At 63.1% G+C, this 21,403-nt stretch carries 23 protein-coding genes; 8 read left to right on the top strand and 15 right to left on the bottom strand.

Annotated elements, in window-relative coordinates; all coding sequences use genetic code 11:
* Positions 1-370: 370 nt before the first annotated feature.
* On the bottom strand, positions 371-970 hold the full coding sequence (phaR, locus tag N554_RS0120070) for a polyhydroxyalkanoate synthesis repressor PhaR (RefSeq protein ID WP_029585109.1): 600 nt from the start codon (positions 968-970) through the stop codon (positions 371-373).
* Between the two features lie 305 nt (positions 971-1,275).
* On the opposite strand from phaR, the gene N554_RS0120065 reads away from it, so the two are divergent.
* From N554_RS0120065 to N554_RS0120055, 3 genes are all read left to right on the top strand, one after another.
* Positions 1,276-2,454, top strand: a complete 1,179-nt coding sequence (locus tag N554_RS0120065; protein WP_029585108.1) for an acetyl-CoA C-acetyltransferase — start codon at positions 1,276-1,278, stop codon at positions 2,452-2,454.
* A 184-nt stretch (positions 2,455-2,638) separates the two neighbouring features.
* Entirely contained in the window at positions 2,639-3,364 is a 726-nt protein-coding gene (gene phbB / locus N554_RS0120060; protein WP_029585107.1) for an acetoacetyl-CoA reductase, read from the top strand.
* A gap of 138 nt (positions 3,365-3,502) precedes the next feature.
* The gene (locus N554_RS0120055) at positions 3,503-4,378 is read left to right on the top strand and encodes an aromatic amino acid exporter YddG (RefSeq protein ID WP_029585106.1); all 876 of its coding nucleotides are present in this window, start codon (positions 3,503-3,505) and stop codon (positions 4,376-4,378) included.
* Between the two features lie 38 nt (positions 4,379-4,416).
* Here the strand turns inward: N554_RS0120055 and N554_RS0120050 are convergent, their stop codons facing one another.
* Positions 4,417-4,857, bottom strand: a complete 441-nt coding sequence (locus N554_RS0120050; protein ID WP_029585105.1) for a cupin domain-containing protein — start codon at positions 4,855-4,857, stop codon at positions 4,417-4,419.
* Positions 4,857-5,624: a hydroxyacylglutathione hydrolase gene (gene gloB / locus N554_RS0120045; protein WP_029585104.1), complete on the bottom strand. Its 768-nt coding sequence runs from the start codon at positions 5,622-5,624 to the stop codon at positions 4,857-4,859. The genes N554_RS0120050 and gloB overlap by 1 nt, the downstream gene beginning before the upstream one ends.
* A gap of 133 nt (positions 5,625-5,757) precedes the next feature.
* Between gloB and N554_RS0120040 the strand changes: the two genes are divergently transcribed.
* Positions 5,758-6,504 (top strand): class I SAM-dependent methyltransferase, encoded by a 747-nt coding sequence (locus N554_RS0120040; RefSeq protein WP_029585103.1) that lies wholly within the window; start codon positions 5,758-5,760, stop codon positions 6,502-6,504.
* Positions 6,505-6,631: 127 nt separating this feature from the next.
* Here N554_RS0120040 and N554_RS0120035 read toward each other — a convergent pair whose 3' ends face one another.
* The 5 genes from N554_RS0120035 to N554_RS0120015 all read right to left on the bottom strand — a co-directional run bounded on the left by N554_RS0120035 (position 6,632) and on the right by N554_RS0120015 (position 13,875).
* On the bottom strand, positions 6,632-7,384 hold the full coding sequence (locus tag N554_RS0120035) for a DUF4167 domain-containing protein (RefSeq protein WP_029585102.1): 753 nt from the start codon (positions 7,382-7,384) through the stop codon (positions 6,632-6,634).
* A 502-nt stretch (positions 7,385-7,886) separates the two neighbouring features.
* Positions 7,887-8,771 carry a peptide chain release factor N(5)-glutamine methyltransferase gene (gene prmC, locus N554_RS0120030; RefSeq protein WP_029585101.1) on the bottom strand — a complete coding sequence of 295 codons (885 nt, stop codon included), beginning with the start codon at positions 8,769-8,771 and terminating at the stop codon, positions 7,887-7,889.
* A 175-nt stretch (positions 8,772-8,946) separates the two neighbouring features.
* On the bottom strand, positions 8,947-10,032 hold the full coding sequence (gene prfA, locus N554_RS0120025; RefSeq protein WP_029585100.1) for a peptide chain release factor 1: 1,086 nt from the start codon (positions 10,030-10,032) through the stop codon (positions 8,947-8,949).
* A 53-nt stretch (positions 10,033-10,085) separates the two neighbouring features.
* Positions 10,086-12,353: a phosphoenolpyruvate--protein phosphotransferase gene (gene ptsP / locus N554_RS0120020; protein ID WP_029585099.1), complete on the bottom strand. Its 2,268-nt coding sequence runs from the start codon at positions 12,351-12,353 to the stop codon at positions 10,086-10,088.
* A gap of 268 nt (positions 12,354-12,621) precedes the next feature.
* Positions 12,622-13,875 carry an aspartate kinase gene (locus N554_RS0120015; RefSeq protein ID WP_029585098.1) on the bottom strand — a complete coding sequence of 418 codons (1,254 nt, stop codon included), beginning with the start codon at positions 13,873-13,875 and terminating at the stop codon, positions 12,622-12,624.
* A gap of 183 nt (positions 13,876-14,058) precedes the next feature.
* Between N554_RS0120015 and N554_RS0120010 the strand changes: the two genes are divergently transcribed.
* From N554_RS0120010 to N554_RS0120000, 3 genes are all read left to right on the top strand, one after another.
* Positions 14,059-14,526 carry a PH domain-containing protein gene (locus N554_RS0120010; RefSeq protein WP_029585097.1) on the top strand — a complete coding sequence of 156 codons (468 nt, stop codon included), beginning with the start codon at positions 14,059-14,061 and terminating at the stop codon, positions 14,524-14,526.
* Between the two features lie 16 nt (positions 14,527-14,542).
* The gene (gene ubiG / locus N554_RS0120005; protein ID WP_029585096.1) at positions 14,543-15,313 is read left to right on the top strand and encodes a bifunctional 2-polyprenyl-6-hydroxyphenol methylase/3-demethylubiquinol 3-O-methyltransferase UbiG; all 771 of its coding nucleotides are present in this window, start codon (positions 14,543-14,545) and stop codon (positions 15,311-15,313) included.
* Between the two features lie 230 nt (positions 15,314-15,543).
* Complete coding sequence (locus N554_RS0120000; protein ID WP_029585095.1) at positions 15,544-16,443, top strand: EamA family transporter; 900 nt, start codon at positions 15,544-15,546, stop codon at positions 16,441-16,443.
* Here the strand turns inward: N554_RS0120000 and N554_RS0119995 are convergent.
* The 7 genes from N554_RS0119995 to N554_RS0119965 form a co-directional block, all read right to left on the bottom strand.
* Positions 16,440-16,880, bottom strand: coding sequence for an EamA family transporter (locus tag N554_RS0119995; protein ID WP_029585094.1), 441 nt, complete (start codon positions 16,878-16,880; stop codon positions 16,440-16,442). The two genes, N554_RS0120000 and N554_RS0119995, sit on opposite strands and share 4 nt — an antisense overlap.
* 155 nt (positions 16,881-17,035) lie before the next feature.
* Positions 17,036-17,506: a DUF1178 family protein gene (locus N554_RS0119990; protein WP_029585093.1), complete on the bottom strand. Its 471-nt coding sequence runs from the start codon at positions 17,504-17,506 to the stop codon at positions 17,036-17,038.
* Positions 17,503-18,381 carry a carbon-nitrogen hydrolase family protein gene (locus tag N554_RS0119985; protein ID WP_029585092.1) on the bottom strand — a complete coding sequence of 293 codons (879 nt, stop codon included), beginning with the start codon at positions 18,379-18,381 and terminating at the stop codon, positions 17,503-17,505. Before N554_RS0119985 ends, N554_RS0119990 begins: the two co-directional genes overlap by 4 nt.
* Positions 18,378-18,653: a glutaredoxin 3 gene (gene grxC, locus N554_RS0119980; RefSeq protein ID WP_029585091.1), complete on the bottom strand. Its 276-nt coding sequence runs from the start codon at positions 18,651-18,653 to the stop codon at positions 18,378-18,380. The genes N554_RS0119985 and grxC overlap by 4 nt, the downstream gene beginning before the upstream one ends.
* Positions 18,654-18,682: 29 nt before the next feature.
* Entirely contained in the window at positions 18,683-19,492 is an 810-nt protein-coding gene (locus N554_RS0119975; RefSeq protein WP_029585090.1) for a ComF family protein, read from the bottom strand.
* Positions 19,493-19,574: 82 nt separating this feature from the next.
* The gene (locus N554_RS0119970) at positions 19,575-20,033 is read right to left on the bottom strand and encodes a GcrA family cell cycle regulator (RefSeq protein WP_029585089.1); all 459 of its coding nucleotides are present in this window, start codon (positions 20,031-20,033) and stop codon (positions 19,575-19,577) included.
* 75 nt (positions 20,034-20,108) lie between these two features.
* Positions 20,109-20,309: a hypothetical protein gene (locus N554_RS0119965; RefSeq protein ID WP_029585088.1), complete on the bottom strand. Its 201-nt coding sequence runs from the start codon at positions 20,307-20,309 to the stop codon at positions 20,109-20,111.
* A gap of 168 nt (positions 20,310-20,477) precedes the next feature.
* On the opposite strand from N554_RS0119965, the gene N554_RS0119960 reads away from it, so the two are divergent.
* Positions 20,478-21,332, top strand: a complete 855-nt coding sequence (locus tag N554_RS0119960; RefSeq protein ID WP_029585087.1) for a methyltransferase domain-containing protein — start codon at positions 20,478-20,480, stop codon at positions 21,330-21,332.
* Positions 21,333-21,403: the final 71 nt, after the last annotated feature.

Genomic DNA, 21,403 nt, shown 5'->3' with positions numbered 1-21,403 from the left:
GCTTGACGCATCGGCAGTCGCCGCTTGAGAGATCGGCCGGTCGGCGTTCGCCACACCGGTTGAGCCGGAGCTGCAAGAGGGGAGCAGATGGTAGGATCGATCGATCCGAGGTGCGAGACAGTCCGTGGGACCCATTGGCCGAAGAAAGGTCGTGAGGCTGTTTGGAGCTCGCGTCGCGGAAACCATCTTGGCCAGCGGTCTAAAACACACCGCATCAACAGGCCGGACATATGGATGCAAGCGATCCGATCAGACCCTGAAGAACTCTTGTGGCACGGGGGCCGTCCACATATGGGTCCCGGCTCGGTGGCCGGGACGACCTGTTGAGAGATTCGTGCTTCGCTTTCGCCAGGACGACGAGAAAGAAAAACTACTCCTCCTTCTTCGTCTCTTTCGACATTCGCTCGAGGCGGTCCTGCATTTCCTTCATCTGACGGCGAAGGTCGTCGATATTGTCTTCAGGTGCCGGCTCAGGTGTCTTTTCCGGCTCGGCCGCAGCAGGAGTCCCGCTGCGCGGCGGCACGAACGGCTTGAACATCGAGAATGTCTGCTGAAACAATTCCATGTTGCGGCGAACATGTTCTTCCAGCGGCGCAAACGGCGTTCCGCTGAAGGTGTTTGTCAACTGCTTGCGGAATTTTTCCTGCTCGCGCGTCAGCGTGTCGATCGATTGTTCGAGATATTTCGGCACCACCATCTGCATGCTGTCGCCGTAGAATCGGATCAACTGCCGCAGGAAGGTGGTCGGCAGCAGGTTCTGGCCGGCCTTGTTTTCCTGTTCGAAAATGATCTGCGCCAGCACCGAGCGGGTGATGTCGTCGCCGGTTTTGGCGTCATAGACGAGGAAGTCCTCGCCCTCTTTCACCATCGCCGCGAGGTCCTCGAGCGTCACATAGGTGCTGGTACCGGTATTATAGAGCCGCCGGTTTGCATATTTCTTGATCGTGGTGGGTTGGTCTGATTTCGCCATGGGGCTCACACATGCACACCGAGGACAAGGAACCCGACGGCATCCGCGACGGGCTGACGAGCAACGCAACGCAGCAAAGTAAGCATTTTCAATGAGGTTCGGCTACCGTTTTGTGAGGCACGGTTAATTGCAAAGCATAGGCACTGCTCAGGAATGTGCCAATACCGTCATTCTGAATGCGCTGCCGCGTAACTTTCGTCCCATGACCGATTGACATGCCTCAACGACGTTAACAGGATGAGACGAGAGACTGGCCTGCCAATCCGGCGCCCGCCATCCAAGACCCTCAAGCCCAGGAGATGTCCATGTCAGACGATGTCGTCATCGTCAGCGCCGCCCGCACCCCGGTCGGAAGTTTCAACGGTGCGTTCGCCACCACGCCGGCCCACGATCTCGGCGCCGTCGCCATCAAGGCCGCGCTGGAGCGCGCGGGCATCGAACCAGGCCGCGTCTCCGAGGTGATCATGGGCCAGATCCTGACCGCGGCCCAGGGCCAGAACCCCGCCCGTCAGGCCTCGATCGCCGCCGGCATTCCGGTGGAGAGCCCGGCCTGGGGCGTCAATCAGCTGTGCGGCTCCGGCCTGCGCACCGTCGCGCTCGGCTATCAGGCGCTGCTCAATGGCGATTCCGAGATCGTCGTCGCCGGCGGCCAGGAATCCATGAGCATGGCCCCGCACGCGCAATATCTCCGCGGCGGCGTGAAGATGGGCGGTCTTGAGTTGGTCGACACCATGATCAAGGACGGCCTGTGGGATGCCTTCAACGGCTATCACATGGGAAATACCGCCGAGAACGTCGCCCGGCAGTATCAGATCACGCGCGCCCATCAGGACGAATTCGCCGTCCGGTCGCAGAACAAGGCCGAGGCCGCGCAGAAGGCCGGCAGGTTCAAGGACGAGATCGTCCCGGTCACCATCAAGACCCGCAAGGGCGACATCGTCGTCGACACCGACGAATATCCGCGCCACGGTGCGACGCTCGATGCGATGGCCAAGCTCAAGCCGGCGTTCGAGAAGGAAGGCACCGTCACCGCCGGCAGTGCGTCGGGCATCAATGACGGTGCGGCCGCGGTAGTGCTGATGAGCGCGAAGCAGGCAGCCAAGGAAGGCAAGAAGGTGCTGGCCCGTATCGTGTCGTGGGGCCAGGCCGGCGTGGATCCCAAGATTATGGGTACCGGACCGATCCCGGCGTCGCGCGCCGCGCTGAAGAAGGCCGGCTGGAACATCGCCGATCTCGATCTGATCGAGGCCAATGAAGCCTTCGCCGCACAGGCCTGCGCGGTCAACAAGGACCTCGGCTGGGATACCTCCAAGGTCAACGTCAATGGCGGCGCGATCGCGCTCGGCCATCCGGTCGGCGCCTCCGGGGCGCGCGTGCTGGTGACGTTGCTGCACGAGATGCAGAAGCGCGACGCCAAGAAAGGCCTCGCCACTTTGTGCATCGGCGGCGGTATGGGGATCGCGATGTGCATTGCACGCGACTAATTGCGCCGCTGCATGGCGCAAAGATCATCTCGCAACCGCAACGATTATTGCTAAATAAGAAGCGCCCGGCTAACGCCGGGCGTTTTATTCTTGATGTTCGTCAAACCGCCCGCTTTATTCGAAGCTATACAATTCGAAGCTACATAAAAATTGTAGTTCAAAAAAGCCAAGGGAAGGATTCGATATGGCACGTGTTGCATTGGTGACGGGGGGGACGCGGGGCATTGGCGCAGCGATCAGCAAAGCCCTGAAAGCTGCAGGCTACAAGGTTGCGGCTACCTACGCGGGCAATGATGCGGCGGCGGAAAGCTTCAAGGCCGAGACCGGCATCCCCGTCTATAAATGGGATGTCAGTTCGTTCGAGGCTTGCGTTGCGGGTGTCAAGAAGGTCGAGGCCGACCTTGGCCCGGTCGACGTGCTTGTCAACAATGCCGGTATCACCAAGGATACCGCCTTCCACAAGATGACGCTCGATCAGTGGAACGCCGTCATCAACACCAACCTCGGCTCGCTGTTCAACATGACCCGTCAGGTGATCGAAGGCATGCGCGCGCGCAAGTTCGGCCGCATCATCAATATCTCGTCGGTCAACGGCCAAAAAGGCCAGTTCGGTCAGGTGAATTACTCGGCGGCCAAGGCCGGCGATATCGGCTTCACCAAGGCGCTGGCGCTGGAGAATGCCAAGGGCGGCATCACCGTGAACGTAATCTGCCCCGGCTATATCAACACCGAAATGGTCCAGGCGGTACCGAAGGACGTTCTCGACAAGACCATCCTGCCGCAGATTCCGGTCAATCGGCTCGGCGAACCGCAGGAGATCGCGCGAAGCGTGGTGTTCCTCGCCGCCGACGACGCCGGCTTCATTACGGGATCGACGCTCACGGTGAACGGCGGCCAGTATCACGCGTGATTGTTGCTTTCTGTCATTGCGAAGAGCGCCTGAGACGAGCCATCCAGCAGTCGGTATGCCCGATGGATGGATTGCTTCGAGGAGCCGGTCATCGGGCGGCGGTTTTGCGCCGACCCGTTGGCTGGCAATGACGAACCAATGCCCCCCCGCACCGCCACGCTGATCGGACTGACCGCGATCCTGATGTGGTCGCTGCTCGCCGTGCTGACGGTGGCGACCGGAAAAATTCCCGCATTCCAACTGGCGGCGATGACGTTTGCGGTCGGCGCGCTGACGGGATTTCTGACATGGATCGGGCGCCCGAATGCGGTTCGGGCCGTGCGGCAGCCGCCACTGGCATGGATCGTCGGCGTCGGCGGGCTGTTCGGGTACCACGCGCTGTATTTCCTGGCGCTGCGCTTTGCGCCTCCGGCCGAAGCCGGCTTATTGAATTATCTCTGGCCGCTGTTGATCGTGCTGTTCTCGTCGCTGCTGCCGGGCGAACGGCTGGCGCCGCATCATATCATCGGGGCCGTGCTCGGGCTCGCCGGCACGGTGCTGTTGTTTGCAGGCAATAGCGGCGGCGGTTTCGCGCCCGGTCAGGTGCCCGGATTGATCGCGGCGTTCGTCGCGGCGTTCGTGTGGGCGGCTTATTCGGTGATGTCGCGCAAGCTCAAATCGATTCCGACCGATGCCGTGGCAGGCTTTTGCCTTGCGACCGCGGTGCTCGCCGCCATCGTGCATGGGACGATCGAGGTCACGGTCTGGCCGGATAGCGCGGCGCAGTGGCTCGCGATCCTTGCGCTCGGCATCGGACCCGTGGGGGCTGCATTTTACGCCTGGGATATCGGCATGAAGCGCGGCGACATCCGCGTGCTCGGTGCTGCGTCCTACGCGACGCCGCTGCTTTCGACCGCGTTCCTGATGATGGCGGGATTTGCCAAACCCAGCGTGAGCATCGCGGTCGCCGCCGTGCTGATCGCCGGCGGCGGCTTGATCGCGGCGAAGGATATGCTTCGGAAGAAATCTTCGTAGATAGCGGAGGCAAAGCGGAGCGTGCCCACCCCGCCGATCTACGAATTACTTGCCGGCGCCCATCCGTCAGGTGCCATTTCGAATTTGGCAAAATCAAAACCGGGTGCGACGGTGCAGCCCACCAGCGTCCAGTCCCCGGTGCTTTCGGCGGCCTGCCATGCCTGCGCGGGTACGATCGCCTGCGGCACTTCGCCCGCGGCGAGATCGGGACCGAGCCTGACGCTGTGCTGGCCGCTATCATCGGCGATTTGCAGGCTCAGCGCATGGCCTGCGTAATAATGCCAGATCTCCACCGCATCGATGCGATGCCAATGTGAGCGCTCATTGCGCGCCAGCAGGAAATAGATCGCAGTCGACAGCGCGCGTCCGTTGGCATCAAGCCGTGGGTCGCGAAACGTCTCGCGATAGTGCCCGCCTTCCGGATGCGGCTGCAATTCGAGCCGCGCGATGATCTCGGCGGCGGTCGACCCGAAACCCATCAGGATTTGTTCTTGCGTTCGCGCAATTCGCCGAACACTTCGTCGGCGCTCCTGCCTTTCATCCGTACGCTGGCCGCGACCGAGGGTTCGTCGGCGCGCAGGAACACATTGGCCTTCTTTTCTTCGCCAAGCAGCGTTGGGATCGTCGGCTTGTTGTCGGCGCGCAGCCGCTTGACTTCCTCGGCGCGCGCTTTCAGCGCGGCATTATCGGGCTCGATGGTAAGCGCGAATTTGACGTTGGCGGCGGTATATTCATGGCCGCAGTAGAGCTTGAAATCGTCGGGCAGGGCGCGCAGCTTGAGCAGCGAGTTCCACATCATTGGATAGGTTCCCTCGAACACGCGTCCGCATCCGATCGAGAACAGGGTGTCGGCGGCGAACAGCGCCTTCTCGCTGTCGAACACGTAGCTGATGTGGTCGAGGGTGTGGCCCGGTGTTTCCAGCACCCGCGCCAAAAGGCTCCCGACCTTGACGACGTCGCCTTGGCCGACGCGCAGGTCGACGTTTGCGATCTTTGCCGACTTATCGTGCGGCCCGACCACCCGACAGCCGTATTTCTGCTTCAGCTCGGCGATGCCGCCGACATGGTCGCCATGATGATGGGTGACTAGAATATCGGTCAGGGTCCAACCCTCCCGCTCCAGCGCGCTGATGATCGGCGCAGCTTCCGGCGCGTCGATCGAGGCGGTCGCCTTGGTCGCGGGGTCGTGAATCAGGTAGCCGACATTGTCGGTGAGGCAGGGGAACAGGCGAATTTCGGCGGCCATGATATCTCCGTGGTCAAGGCTAGGCGGCAGCCCCAGCAACGCGTCATATAGCTATGAAATATGGCGTTAACGCTTGATACGCAATGCGATATTCAGGGCCCATGGAAGCCTGTCAGCGTGTTACATTAAGCCCATGACCATCGATGTCATCGACCTCCGCGATTTTTATTCGCAGCGCCTCGGCATCGTGGCGCGGCGGCTGATCAATCGCGGCATTCACGCGCGCTGGCCGAGCGCGCAGGGTCAGCGGGTGCTCGGCCTCGGCTATCCTACGCCCTATCTCGGCTTGTTTCGCGAGGACTCGGAGCGCTGTATCGCCTTCATGCCGGCGGCGCAGGGCGTGCTGAAATGGCCGACCGCGCGGCCGACGCTTGCAACCCTGGTCGATGAATTTTCGCTGCCGCTGCCGGACGCGGCCGTCGACCGCATCCTCTTGGTTCATGCGCTGGAAATGTCGGACGATCCCGAAGGCTTGCTGCGCGAAGTGTGGCGGGTGCTGGCGCCGTCCGGCCGCGTGATGGCGGTTATCCCGAACCGGCGCGGGGTGTGGACGCGCACCGACACCACGCCGTTCGGTCACGGCCGGCCGTATTCGCGCTCACAGATCACGCAGCTGCTGCGGCAGACCTGGTTCACGCCGACGGGATGGGGGGAAGCACTGTTCATGCCGCCGGTCGCCGGCGGCTGGTTCCTGCGCTCCGCAATGGCGTGGGAGCGCGTCGGCGCGGCGTTGTCGCTGCCGTTCGCCGGCGTGCATATCGTGGAAGCTACCAAGCAGGTCTATCGTGCGATCCCCGCGCACCGCGAACGCACGCGGCTGATTCCGGCGCTGGAGCCGGCGCTGGTGCCCTCGCCCCTGCAGCGGGATGATGCTTCGTAGTTTGCAGTTTCATAGGGTGTGCAAAGGCGGGTGGGCAAAGGCGTTCTTGGGCCGTGCTCACTACTTTCGTCGATGACAATATCAACTCGGTGGGTGGGCACGCTTCGCTTTGCCCATCCCGGGCAGGTTACTCGTTCCCCGGATTGAAATCGTCGCTCGGCGCGGCCGGTGCGGCCATGCCTTCGGGACGCGGGCCATGCGGCCGGCGCCGACGCCGTGGGAAGCGCTCGCGCTCGCCGCCATTGCCCTCGAAGCCGGCCTGGCCGCCATTGATCTGTGGCTGCGGTCCGGTGATGAAGGACGGCAGGCGATCGACGCTAACGTTATCCGGGACTACCGGCTGGGGCTGGGGCTGGGGCTGCGGTTGAAACTGCGGCTGCGGGCGATGCTCGCGATGGTTGGAATGCTCGCGAGACTGATGCTGGTCGCGGGGGGGCTGGTAGGGTTGGCCGTCACGCTGACTGTTATCGCGCGGTACGAACGGCTGCGGCTGCGCCGGCACGAAGCCGGGCTCCTGACCGAAATTCGAAAAGCTTTCGCTGTCGTCGTCGCCGTCTTCCGTGGCCATTTCATTGTCGGTGCGCGGCTGCGGCTGGTTCTGACGGAACTGCTCCTGGGCGGCGGCGATCAGGCGGAAATAGTGTTCGGCATGCTGGTAGTAGTTCTCGGCGGCTACCGGGTCGCCGGAAGAGCGCGCGTCGCGCGCGAGCTGCACATACTTTTCCGCAACGTGGGATGCGGTGCCGCGGATCTTGATGTCGGGTCCGTTGGACTCAAACACCCGGGTCATCGGGTTCTGGCCGCGCCGGTTGTTGTTGTTATTGTTATTGTTATTGTTTCGGTTACGCATCCGCTTGTTGTTGTTCTGACCGTTTCTCATGTCTCGCCTTTATTCCAGCCCTGAAGTTACCAACTTTGAGTTTTCAGCCTTGAGTTACCAGCCTTGATGGTCGTCTTCGTAGTCACTTAATCCGATCCGGCACGCGTCACGCGCACCAAATCCCAGTGCAGTCCGAATCCACACAGATTTTGCCGTACCTCGCGGTCAACAAAGACGCGCTCCCCTACAGTCCAGCGGACGGCGCTGGCTGTACCAAATCATTCCGCCTGCCGAAACAAGCACAGGTTTTTCGCGTGATCTTTCAAGCGCAATATCAGGCTTTCGTTCGCTTTGCGGTCGGAAGCAGCTCAGCTCTCTATAGCCATCGCGCTCAACCAGACCTGCGTTCAGGAACCTTTCGCTCGGGGCGGGCTCTCGCTTTGAGACCTCTGGCCTCCACCCGTAGCATCTACGGGGCCACCAACCCTGCACCGACGTTGTGACGGGAACGTAGTCGCTCCGGGGGAATATTCCAAGTGGTTTTTTGCATTCTAATCCGGCTTTATGGGGGCATTTTTCGGCCCGCGACGGCGCGCCGGATACCGGCCAGATCGGCTTTGGGAGGCCGTTGAAGCTTCAGCCCCGCCGCCGTCATCAAACGTTCAATATCGCCGCTTTGGCCGTGCCCGACCTCCACGACGAGCGCGCCCCGCTGCGCAAGCAGCCGCGCGGCTTGTGCAATGAGGACGCGATAGGCGTCAAGTCCGTCCGCGCCGCCGTCCAGGGCCTGAAGCGGATCGTGATTGCGGACCTCGGTTGCGAGACCGGCGATCTCCGCCGAGCGGATATAGGGCGGGTTCGACACAACCAGATCGAATGGACCTGAAAGCGCCGCCGCATAGTTGCAGGCGACGAACGTCGCACGCGGCGCGAACCCCAAATGCGCGGCATTGCTGCTTGCCGTTTGTAACGCCGCCACGCTGATGTCGGTGCCGATTCCCTCCGCGTCAGGCAGTTCGGATAATAGCGCCAACAGAATCGCGCCTGAGCCGGTGCCGATGTCGACGACGCGTAACCGGCGAGCAGGATCAGGCTCGGCACGCAGCATTTCCAGAGCCAGCTCGACTACCGTTTCGGTATCAGGCCTCGGCACCAGCGTCGCGGCGGAGAGTTGCAATGACAGCCCCCAGAATTCCTTGAGCCCGAGAATGCGGGCGACCGGCTCGCCTGCAAGGCGGCGGCGCGCGAAATCTTCGAGGCGGATCGATTCATCTGATGTGAGAAGCCGGCGCGCCGCCGCGATCATGCCGGTAAGATCGAGACCCAGCACCGCGCCGACCAGCATCCGCGCGTCGAGTTCGGCGGAGTCGATGCCGTTCGATTTGAACCGCGCCGTGAGCGCTCGTCGCGCCGCTTCAACGGTTTGTCCGGCGAGGGATTCGGTCACGCGGTGTGCTCGCCACGAACGAGGCGCTTCAACAATTTCAGCGTCGTCCCTGCGAAAGCAGGGACCCATACGCCGTGACTTCTCGATTTAAGCGATGGAGGTTGGCACCTTCCGCAACAACGAGCGCCTGTGGTGATGGGTCCCTGCTTTCGCAGGGACGACGAGCGGGGATCGCTCACGCTGCGGCACCCTGGGCGGCGAGTTGGGCTGCCTGGTGCTCCGTCGTCAGCGCGTCGACCAGTTCGCCAAGCGCTTCGCCGGACATCACCTGCGGAAGCTTGTAGAGCGTCAGGTTGATGCGGTGATCGGTGACGCGACCTTGCGGAAAATTATAGGTGCGGATGCGCTCGGAGCGATCCCCGGATCCGACCTTTTCGCGGCGATCCGCCGAGCGTGCCGCATCGATGCGCTGACGCTCGGCGTCGTAGATGCGGGAGCGCAGGATGTTCATGGCCGACGCCCGGTTTTTGTGCTGCGAACGGCTGTCCTGCATATTCACCACGATGCCGGTCGGAATGTGGGTAATGCGGATCGCGGATTCCGTCTTGTTGACGTGCTGGCCGCCGGCGCCCTGCGAGCGCATGGTCTCGATCCGCAGATCATCGTTCTTGATCTCGACGTCGACGTCCTCGACCTCCGGCAGCACAGCGACCGTCGCTGCAGAGGTGTGGATGCGGCCTTGCGTTTCGGTGTCGGGCACGCGCTGCACCCGGTGCACGCCGGATTCGAACTTCAGTTTGGCGAACGCGCCGCGGCCCTTCACCTCGACGATGATTTCCTTGAAGCCGCCCATGGTGCCTTCGCTGGCGGAGATCACCTCGACCTTCCAGCCCTGCAAGCTCGCGAAGCGCTCGTACATCCGGAACAGGTCACCCGCAAAGAGTGAAGCCTCGTCGCCGCCGGTGCCGGCGCGGATTTCCAGCACCACGTTGCGCTCGTCCATGGCGTCCTTGGGCAACAGCGCCACGCGGATCTGCTGCGCCAGGTCGACGCCGCGCGCAGCGAGCGTTTCGCGCTCGGACTCCGCCATGCCGCGCATCTCCGGCTCGGTTGCGGGATCGGCGATCAGCGCATCGATATCCGCGATCTCCTTCTCGGTGGCGCGGTAGGCCTTGATGGCATCGATCAGCGGGTTGAGCTCGGAGAGTTCGCGGGTGATCCGCACGTAGTTCTCGGAGTTCACCTGGCCGAGCAACTCCGCCTCGAGCGAGGCATGGTGCGCCAGCAGAATATCAAGTTTGGCCTCAGGGAGCATCGACATGATTACGTCTCGAATTGCGAAGTGGGAGCGGGCGCTGTGCGGACAGAGCGCCGCTACAACGCCAGCCCCTCGGCTTCGGCAAATTCCGTCAGCTTCTGCCGGATCGACACGCTGCCGGACGGCGCGTCGAGCAGCGGCGCCATCATCGCTTCGGCTTTCTTGGCGTCGAGGTCGAGGATCATCGCCTTGACCGGCCCGTGCCCGGTCGCCGACAGCGATAGCGATCGGTAACCGAGTGCGATCAGCGCCAGGGCGCCAATCGGTTTTGACGCCATCTCGCCGCATAGCGAGGCGGATTTCTTCGCCGCACTGGCCTTCTGAACGATGTCGCGCAACGCCCTTAAAATGGGCGCCGACATGGTATCGAACCGTTCCGACACCTTGGCATTGCCGCGATCCACCGCAAACAGAAACTGAAACAGGTCGTTGGATCCGACCGAAAGAAAATCGACTTTTCTCAAGAGCTCGTCGAGCTGATAGAGCAGCGCCGGCACTTCAACCATGGTTCCGACGTCGATGCGTTCCGGCAGCGCATGGCCATGCTGACGCAGATAGGTCAGTTCGCGCTCGACCATCCCCTTGGCGGCATCGAATTCGGCAACTTCGGTAATCATCGGGAACATGATGCGCAACGCACGGCCGCCGCCGGCGCGCAGCAGCGCGCGGATCTGGCCGCGCAATAGCCCGGGCCGATCGAGGCCGAGCCGGATCGCGCGCCAGCCGAGCGCGGGATTTTCCTCGATCACGGTTTCCATATAGGGCAGCGCCTTGTCGCCGCCGATATCGAGCGTCCGGAAACACACGGGCTTGGAGCCGGCGGCATCCAGCACCGCGCGATAGAGCGCGAGTTGGTCGCTGGTGCGCGGCAGGCTCTGGCCGACCATGAACTGCAGTTCGGTCCGAAACAGGCCGATGCCGGCGCTGCCGGTGTCGTCGATATGCGGCAGATCGATGGCGAGGCCGGCATTGATCATCAGTTCGATCGGCTGGCCGTCCTTGGTCACGCAGGGCCTGTCGCGCAGCGCCGAATACTGCGCCTGCCGCCGAGCCCGAAATCGCACCCGTTCCGCATAGGCCGATTCGATTTCAGCGGATGGGCGGACGTAGATCGAGCCCGAGGTGCCATCAACGATGATGGCATCGCCGGGATCGGCAATGCCCGGCGCGTTCGGTACTTCGCCGACCGCAGGGATGCCGAGCGCGCGCGCCACGATCGAGACGTGGGAGTTGGCGGTGCCTTCCTCCAGCACCAGCCCGCGCAGGCGCTTGCGATCATAGTCGAGCAGCGCGGCGGGCCCCATCGCGCGCGCGATCAGGATGGCGTTGTCGGGCAGCTGCTCCCGGGAAGGCGCGTGGTCCTGCCCCACCAATTGCCGCATCAGCCGATGACCCAGGTCTTCGAGGTCGTGCAGGCGGTCGCGGAGATAGGGGTCGGTGGAACGCAGCATGCGCGCGCGGGTGTCCGACTGCACGCGCTCGACGGCGGCCTCCGCGGTGAGGCCGGTGGCAACCGCCTCGTGCAGCTTGTGCGACCAGCCGTGATCGTTGGCGAACATCCGGTAGGCTTCCAGCACGTCGCGGTGCTCGCCGCCGTCGGCGACGTCGCCGCGCTCCAGCATGCGGTCGAGGTCGCCGCGCAGTTTCGCCAACGCCATGTCGAGCCGTTTGAGCTCCTTGGGCAGGTCCTCGGCGATGTAATTGGTGATGACGACGCGCGGCTCGTGCAGCACCACATGGCCCAGCGCGATGCCGTCGGACAGGATCGCGCCGGTCTTGTGCAGCGAATGCCGCGCGGCGGGCTCGGCGCCGGGCTGCGCCAGCGAGGACAATTCGCCTGAGGCGATCATCTCCGCCAGCACCATCGCGGTGGTCTGCAGCGCCTCGACCTCTTCCTCGACATAGGTGCGCTTGGCGCGGTTCTGCACCACCAGAACGCCAAGCGTATTGCCGGCGCGCAGAATCGGAACGCCGAGGAATGAGTGATAGATTTCTTCGCCGGTCTCCGGGCGGAACGAGAACGCCGGATGGTTTTGCGCGTCGCTCAGGTTGAGCGGGGTCGCCTCGCTCGCCACCAAGCCGACCAGGCCCTCATGCGCGCTGAGGACGGTCCTGTGCACGGCATCGCGGTTAAGACCCTCGGTGGCGTAGAGTTCGAGCGTGTTATCGACGCGCAGCACATAGGTCGAGCAGACCTCTGCCACCATATTGGCAGCGATCAGCACCACGATCTTGTCCAATCGTTCCTGAGCGCTGACCTGCTCCGCCATGGTTTCGCGAAGCCGTCTCAGCAAGACGCGGGGGCCTCCCGACGCGCTCCGCATGTGCTGGTATCCTCCTCCGTGAAGCCAGCGTGCCGGGTGGCCGGCAGCTGGCGCTAAGCTCAAGAAAACCTACAATTTTATTCATTCGGCGCCGTCGCCAGCCCTGGTACGGGCCGAATCAGGATAGCCAAAACTGTGGCACAGTTTGCGGCAGCCCACCCATCAGGCCGTATAGCGAATCAGGGCTTGTTTTGCCAAGCAAAACGCCTGCCAGAGACGATAACGTCTCCGCCAGCCTGATGCTGCGGGTGCTAAGAAAAAATCTTTTTTAAACCTGATCGAGCCCATAGAGCGTGTGCAGCGTACGCACCGCCAGTTCGGTATAGGCGGCGTCGATCAGTACCGAAAATTTGATTTCGGAGGTGGTGATGGCGCGGATGTTGATATTGCGCCCGGCCAGCGCTGCAAACGCTTGCGCAGCCACACCGGCATGGCTGCGCATGCCGCTGCCGATCACCGAGACTTTCGCGACGTCGGTGGCGCTATCGAGCCGCGCATAGCCGATTCTGGCCTTGGCGCCGGTGATGGTATCGCGGGCGCGGGTGTAGTCCGAGGCCGGCACGGTGAAGGTGAGGTCGGTGGTGGCGCCGTCCTCCGAGACGTTCTGCACGATCATGTCGACGTTGATATTGGCGTCCGCCAACGGGCCGAAGATCGCGGCGGCGACGCCCGGCTTGTCCTGGATCTGGCGGACGGAAATCTGGGCTTCATCCTTGGAAAAGGCGATGCCGGTGACCACGTGGTTTTCCATGATTTCCTCCTCGCTGCAGATCAGCGTGCCCGGCGGCGTGCCGCGCGGATCGATGTCTTCGGGCTTGTCGAAGCTGGAACGGACGAACACCGGCATGTTGTGCACCATGCCGAGTTCCACGGAGCGCACCTGCAGCACCTTGGCACCCTGCGAGGCCAGTTCCAGCATGTCCTCGAACGCGATCTTGTCGAGCCTGCGCGCCTTCGGAACCACGCGCGGATCAGTAGTATAGACGCCGTCAACGTCGGTGTAGATATCACAGCGGTCGGCATGAATGGCAGCCGCAATCGCCACCGCCGAGGTGTCGGAACCACCGCGCCCGAGCGTGGTGATTCGCCCGGTGTGCGGATAGATGCCCTGGAAGCCGGCGACGACAGCGACTTCCTTGCGCTCCTTGAACCGGTTGATCAGCTCCGAGCCGTCGATCTCGAGAATCCGCGCCGAGGCGTGGGCGTCGCTGGTCCTGATCGGGATCTGCCAGCCCTGCCAGGAGCGCGCCTGAATGCCGAGCCCTTGCAGCACAATCGCCAGCAGCCCGGCGGTGATCTGTTCGCCGGAGGCCACCACGGCATCATATTCGCGCGCATCATGCATCGGCGAGGCGTCGCGGCACCATTCCACCAGTTCATTGGTCTTGCCGGCCATCGCGGACACCACCACGGCGACGTCATGGCCGGCATCGACCTCGCGCTTTACATGCCGCGCGACGTTGCGGATACGGTCGATATTGGCGACGGATGTGCCGCCGAATTTCATCACGAGGCGGCCCATGACGACTGGTGCATTCCCTGACAGGTTAAGTAATGTGGCCCACACCGAAACGGGAAGCGTGCGGGCCAAAAGGCGCGTATACATAGCGGCGCCGTTTCGGGCAAGCAACCGGCTTCCCGGCTATCCCCCACGCGTTGCGGGACTGTGCGGTGTTGGCGGTGTTGGGTAGTTGAGGCTGAATGTATGGGGCGCTATATCGACGACATCCTGCAGCCCGGCGAGAAGGTGCTGTATTCGACCAACGCACACTGGATATTTTACTTGCCGGCGATTGCGGCCTGGATCGTGGCCATCCTCCTGTTCATCCTGTCGCGGTTAACCACCACCGAGGGTGTCGTCCTGTTGTGCCTGTCGGCCGCGGCGGTGGTCGCGATCGTGGCGCTTTACTGGACCGCGAAGGCCTGGTTCCACCGCTGGACCACCGAGACCGACGTCACCAATCTGCGCGTTGTCCACAAGACCGGGTTCATCAAGCGCCGCACCTTCGAAATGAGTCTCGACAAGGTCGAGAGCGTCGATGTCAACCAGAGCATTCTCGGCCGCATCCTCAACTACGGCGATGTGACCATCCTCGGCGTCGGCGAGGGCAAGGAAACCATCCGCACCATTGCCTCGCCGCTCGATTTCCGCAACTACATCACCGCGCGATAGGAGCGGCGCGCAATCCATGGCCATGCAGCAAAATTCTTCCGCAAACTTTTCTGGTGCCCCGGCGTCCACGGTCGACCCCGCTGAGGTCGCGAAGTTCTCGAAACTGTCGGACGAATGGTGGGACCCCCATGGCAAGATGGCGCCGCTGCACAAGATCAATCCGCTGCGCCTGACCTATATTCGTGACGCCGCCTGCCGCAAGTTCGAGCGCAACGTCAAAAGCCTGAATTGCCTTTCCGGCCTGCGCATCCTCGATATCGGCTGCGGCGCCGGCCTGTTGTGCGAGCCGTTCACGCGGCTCGGCGCGCAGGTGATCGGCATCGATCCCTCCGCCAGCAATATCGCGGCGGCGCGGCTGCATGCCGACAAGGGGCACCTGTCGATCGACTATCGCTGCACCACCGTCGAGCAGATGGACGGGCGGGAACGCTTCGACGTTGTGCTGGCGATGGAAGTGATCGAGCACGTCACCGATGTCGGCATGTTCCTCAATCGCTGCGCCGCGATGCTGAAGCCGGGCGGACTGATGGTGATCTCGACGATCAACCGCAATTGGAAGAGCTTTGCGCTCGCCATCGTCGGCGCGGAATATGTCTTGCGCTGGCTGCCGCGCGGCACCCATCAATGGGACAAGTTCGTTACCCCCGACGAACTTGCGCATCATCTGCACAACAACGAGCTCGCCATCACCGAACAGGCCGGCGTGGTCTACAGCCCGTTCGCGGACCACTGGAGCCTCTCCGCCGACATGGACGTGAACTACATGGTGGTGGCGGAGGGGGTCTAACTAAATTGACTCTCGTCGTCTTTGCGAACGCATGGACCCATAACCACCAATGTCGATGATGAAAGAGAAGGCCTTTGCCTGGGTGCCCCGAACGTCGGCCGCGGCGTAGGGGTCCCTGCGTTCGCAGGGACGACGATGGGGTGGATGTCGCATGCAATAACTTAGGTTGACCGCTTGGGACGCGCCCGGCACGGTGCCGCCGATCTCACCCGCCAGCCGATTCCCCACACATGTTCACCCTCGCCACGCTCTGGATTCCCTTCACCATCGTCGCGGCGCTGGGGCAGGTGGCGCGCAACGCCATGCAGCGGCAATTGACGGGACCGCTCGGCACCTGGGGCGCCACCAATATCCGGTTCCTGTTCGGCTTTCCGTTCTCGCTGATTTTCCTCGCTGTGGTGATTGCCGTGACCGGTGATGCCTTGCCCTGGCCCACGGCCGCGTTCTGGCCGTGGCTGCTGCTCGGCGCGCTCAGCCAGATCGTCGCCACCGGCTTGATGCTGCTCGCGATGAACGACCGCTCGTTCGTGGTGACGACGGCGTATCTGAAGACCGAAGCGATCCAGACCGCGATGTTCGGCTTTGTGTTCCTCGGTGACCATCTGACAGTGCTGAAGGTGATTGCGATCCTGATCGCGACCATCGGCGTGGTCATCACCGCGTTGCGGCCGGGAGGAGAAAAAAGCTTCGCCGAACTGAAGCCGACCATGATCGGCCTGGTCGCCGCGGCGGCCTTCGCGCTGTCCGCGGTCGGTTTTCGCGGCGCGATCATCACGGTGCCGGGTGTGTCGTTCGTGACGGCGGCGTCCTACACGCTGGTGTTCGGGCTGTTCGTGCAGACGCTGGTGCTGACGGTCTATCTGCTGGCGCGTGCGCCGGATGTGCTCAGGAAAATTCTCGGGATGTGGAAGCCCTCAATGTTCGCGGGCTTCATGGGCGCGTTCGCCTCGCAGTTCTGGTTTTTGGCGTTTGCGCTCACCGCCGCCGCCAATGTCCGCACGCTGGCGCTGGTCGAGGTGCTGTTCGCGCAAGGCGTGGCGTATTATTCGTTCAAGCAGTCGCTGTCGGCGCGCGAACTTTCCGGCATCGCGCTGATCGTGGTCGGTGTCGCGCTGCTGGTGGCGGTCTAGCGCTTGATGACAATGAGCACGGCACCCGCGGCGATCAGCGCGATTCCGAGCCAGCCGTTGAGCGAGGGCCGCTCACCGAGAAACACGACGCCGAACAGCGCCACCAGCACGACACTGAATTTGTCGATCGGCGCCACCAGCGTTGCCGGGCCGAGCTTCAGCGCGCGAAAATAGCACAGCCACGACGCGCCGGTGGCGAGCCCGGAAAGCACCAGAAAGATCCAGCTCTTTGATGAGATCGGTCCGGGACGGGTGAATTGGCCGGTCGTGAAGAGAATCAGTGACAAACTGATCAGCACGATGATGGTGCGAATGAAGGTCGCGAGGTCGGGATTGATATCCTCGACGCCGGCCTTCGCGAAGATCGCGGTCAGCGCCGCAAACACCGCCGATAAAACGGCCCAGAGTTGCCATGACGACAACGTTACCGGGTTCATGCATTGTCCTTTGAATAAACACGAGCCGTCATGGCGAGGGGCGAGGCGACGAAGCAACCGCGGTCTTCGGGAAGTCTATGGATCGCTTCGCGGAGCCTGTCATCGGGCGCGCATTCGCTTAACCGATTGGTTCGCGATGACGTGGATGCTTCCCGCTAATTTCGGTCCTCCGGCAGTACCGGCAGCGGCGATACTTCGACGCCTTCCTCGATCAAAGAGCGCGCTTCGTCCGGCGAAGCCTCACCGTAAATCGGGCGATGCTCGATATCGCCGTAATGCATCTTGCGGGCCTCGTTGGGAAAGCGCTCGCCGACATTGTCGGCGTTCTGGACGATATGATCGCGCAGTTCCTTGAGCTTGGCGCGCAGCTCGCGCTCCTGCGCCATCATCAGCGGCGTCGACGCGGGTGCGGCGACTTCCGCAGGTGCGGCAGGTGCCGGCACCGCGCTCTCGCGCCCCTTCTTGCTCACGATCTGCGGGGCCATGATGGCCTTTTCCACCTTGACCGAGCCGCAGGCCGGACACGTCACCAGCTTGCGCTTGATCTGGGAATCGTAGGTCGATGAGGATTGAAACCAGCTTTCGAACGCATGGCCGTGGTCGCAGCGTAGCGAATACCGGATCATGCCGATCCCCGCACCAGATGCAGATGTTCGGGGCCGGCCTTGGGATCGGCAACGCTGAAGCGCCGGCCGTGCTGCAGGGACGGCACCGCCCTGCGCGCGGTCTCGACCTTGGCGGGGTCGATCTTCGCCATGAAAACGCCGGGCTCGACGCCGCCTTCGGCGAGCACGACACCCCAGGGGTCGATGATCAGCGAATGCCCATAGGTCTCGCGCTTGTTCTCGTGCATGCCTGCTTGCGCTGCGGCGAACACGAAGCAGCCGGTCTCGATGGCGCGGGCGCGCAGCAGCGTGTGCCAATGCGCCTCGCCGGTCTTTCGCGTGAAGGCGGAAGGCACGGTCAGGAACGACGCGCCACTCTCGGCGAGCGCGCGATACAGCGCCGGAAAGCGCAAATCGTAGCAGATCGTCAGTCCGATGCGGCCCCACGGCAGGTCGGCGATAACGGCGGATTCGCCCGGCTGATAGTTGGCGGATTCGCGGTAGCTCTCGCCGTCGGGCAGATCGATATCGAACATATGGATCTTGTCGTAGCTTGCGATCACCGCGCCATCCGGTCCAATCAGGAACGAACGGTTGACGGCTTTCTCGGGCGAAGCGCGCAACGCCAGCGAGCCGATATGAAGGTGGATTTTCAGTTCCGCCGCGAGCGCGCGATAGGCTTTCAGCGAAACGTCGTCCTCCTCGGCGGCGAGATGTTCGAACAGCGCCTTGCGGTTAAGCTGCATCATGTTGCTCACCTCGGGGGTAAGCACATACTCGGCGCCTTGGGCTGCGGCTTCGCGAATAAGCTTTGTTCCCTGCGCAAGACTTGGCTCGGGCAATAGCCCGGTGCGCATCTGCACCATGGCGGCGGTGAAGGTGAGGTCGGCGCTCATGAATTGGCCTTTTCGCCCGCGAGCAACGAATCGAGCTTGCCTGCGCGGTCGAGCGCGTAGAGCTCGTCACAACCGCCGACATGGGCCTCGCCGATAAAAATCTGCGGAAAGGTCGAGCCCGGGCCGGCGCGATCCCACATTTCTTGGCGAAGCGCGGGATCAGTGGCGACGTCGAATTCGGTGAAGGCGGCTTTCTTGCGCATCAGCAACGACTTGGCAGCGCTGCAATAGCCGCAGCCCGGGCGGGTGTAGATTTTGATAGCAGCGGTCATGACGCGCTCTGTTGTACGAAGATACCCGATTATATGGGTCCTTTATGGGTGTCCACAACCCGGGCAAACACCAGCACGTCGACGTGAGCTGCCTTGGCGCGCAATAGCGCCCGCGCGCAGGCATCGACGGTGGCGCCGGAGGTCAGGACATCATCGATCAGAACCACGCGGCGGCCCTGAATCTCGGACTGCCGGTCCGGCGCAACCTTGAACGCGCCCTGCACGTTGGTCGCGCGCTGCATCCGGGACAGGCCGATTTGCTGCTGGGTCGGCCTGACGCGCCGGAGCACTTCCGATACCACCTTCACGTCGCTTTGCCGCTCGATCGAACGCGCCAATGCGCCGGATTGGTTGTAGCGGCGGCTCCAGCCGCGCCGCCAGTGCAGCGGCACCGGCACCAGCACGTCAGCGTCGTCAAGCAGCTCGCGTCCGGCCCGCGCCATCCAGCGGCCCATGGCGGGGGCCAAATCGGTGCGGTCGTGGTATTTCAGCGCATGTACCAACGTGCGCGCGACGTCATCATAGCGCACCGCGGCGCGGGCGCGCGCATAGGCCGGCGGATCGGCGATCGCTTCCATCGACAACAGCCCGGGACCGGGATCGTAGACAAAGGGAATGCCGAGCCTGGGGCAAAACGGCGGGGCGATGAACGACAGCTTTGCCCAGCACTCCGCGCAGACGCCTTCGCCGTCGACGGGTTCGCGGCAGGCGACGCAGAGCGTCGGCAGCGCGATGTCAAGCGCAAGCCGCGCGGCATGCACCCAGGCGCCGCGGCAGGCGTTCAGCGCGCCGCGCAAGTGGCCGGAGATGGAACGGGACGGTGATGCCTCGGCGCCCATGTGCGGAGGCTAACGCCGGCTTGCGCAGTGCTCAAGCTGGGATTGCCAGATATGCCGAGCTACGGGGTTAGCTCCCGGATACTCATCTCCGTGCGACGCGCAGGTGAGAGCCCGGCCGGTAGGCGAGCCGGCTGTGGCCCGCGCAGTAGGGCAGGCCTTCGACCGGCGTGTTGCCGCAAAAACAGAAATCCGCGGCGCCCGGGGTGCTGATCGGCCAGCGGCATCGCTCGTCGCTCAACTCGAGCAACGAGCAGCAATGTCCGTTGTGGATCGGCCCGTCGTCGGCCGTCGCCCGGCGTAGGTGATATTGGCGACTTGGCACCGTTCTCGAGCGGTGTCCCTTGACGGCAACCTTTCGCGCCGGGCGGCGTGCATCGCCGGGTTCGTCGCGCGTCAGATTGAGGCGGGAGAGCTTGCCGATCACGGCGTTTCGGCTCACCCCGATATCGCCGGCAATTTCGCGGCAGGACAGCCCGGCTTCAAAGCGGCTTTTCAGGAGTTCGACGCGTTCGGCAGTCCAGGTGGGTTCGTTGGCGAGCATGTTGATGGCCCCAAAGCTGCGAGTAATGACTCCGAATCCGCTGGCCTTGTTGTCGTCCGAACCGCCGCGCTTCCTTTATGGCGTCTTGCCATTGTCGCGGATCGCAAGCAGCCCGTCCTTGATGGCGAGCCGAATGCCTTCCTCGATCAGGGTCCTTGCGACGCCGGGAACGCTGGTGCCGTGGGTGCCCTGTCTCACCAGCTTTTCCAGGTAGGTGATGGTAGAGAGCGCCAACGTAATCGGAACCCGGTCGGTTTCGGCTTTTTCTGTGGCCATGCCCAAAATCTAGTCCTTAACCGATGTACTGAAAAGTACCTTTTTAGAGTCTATTTGGATTCATTCCAGCGAATTAGGAATTTTGTCCGCAGTTCTTGCGCACGTCGCGTGCGGCGCTCAAGAGCGCTGGATTGCCAGATATTGGGGGATCGGCGTACCAAGCCGGGCATGGCCAAGAGCAGCGAAAATACCGCCGCGCCCATCCTGTTCGACCGCGCCTTGCTGCGGATGCGGCAGGCGCGCGCGTTGCGCTCTGGGCCTGCCACCTTCCTGCTCGACCGCGTGGTCGAAGACATGGAAGATCGGTTGCACGCGGTCTTACGGAATTTTGCTGACGTCGCGGACATCGGGACGCCGGGGGAAGTACTGCGACAGCCGGCGCGCGATCGTTTCAAGTCCCTGGTCCACATAGGCCTGGAAAAATTCGAGCAAGAGACACTTCCATTTCAGCCGGAATCGCTGGACCTCGTTCTCTCCGCGCTCGCGTTTCAGTTCGTCAACGATCTGCCCGGCGTGCTGGCGCAGATCCGCCGCGTGCTGAAACCCGACGGACTGCTGCTGGCGGCGATGATCGGTGGCGACACATTGACGGAGTTGCGGCAATCATTCGCGTCAGCGGAAGCCGAATGCGAAGGCGGGATCTCGCCCCGCGTCGCGCCATTTGCCGATCTGCGCGACGTCGGGGCGTTACTGCAGCGCGCGGGCTTCGCACTGCCGGTCACCGACGTCGATCGCATCGTGGTGCGCTACGACAGCGCATTCGCGCTGATGCAGGATCTGCGGCGCATGGGCGCGACCAACATTCTGGTGGAGCGGCGGCGAACACCGACTCGCCGCGCCACCATGCTGCGGATGGCGCAGATCTACGGCGAACGCTTTGCCGATCCCGATGGCCGCATCCGCGCCACCTTCGACGTGATCTGGCTGTCCGGCTGGACGCCGCATGCGAGCCAGCAGCAACCGCTGAAGCCGGGTTCGGCGAAAGCGAGCCTGGCGGAAGCGGTGAGGGGGAAGCGCGACTGATTGTGTCCGGAGGCGGCATGCGTTGATCAGTCGTCATTGCCGGGCTTGACCCGGCAATCCATCCGTTTGGC

Source organism: Bradyrhizobium sp. URHD0069 (assembly GCF_000701345.1).
Taxonomy (GTDB): Bacteria; Pseudomonadota; Alphaproteobacteria; order Rhizobiales; family Xanthobacteraceae; genus Bradyrhizobium.
The sequence above is the reverse complement of the archived record's forward strand: the minus strand, read 5'-3'. Positions and strand labels throughout refer to the sequence as shown.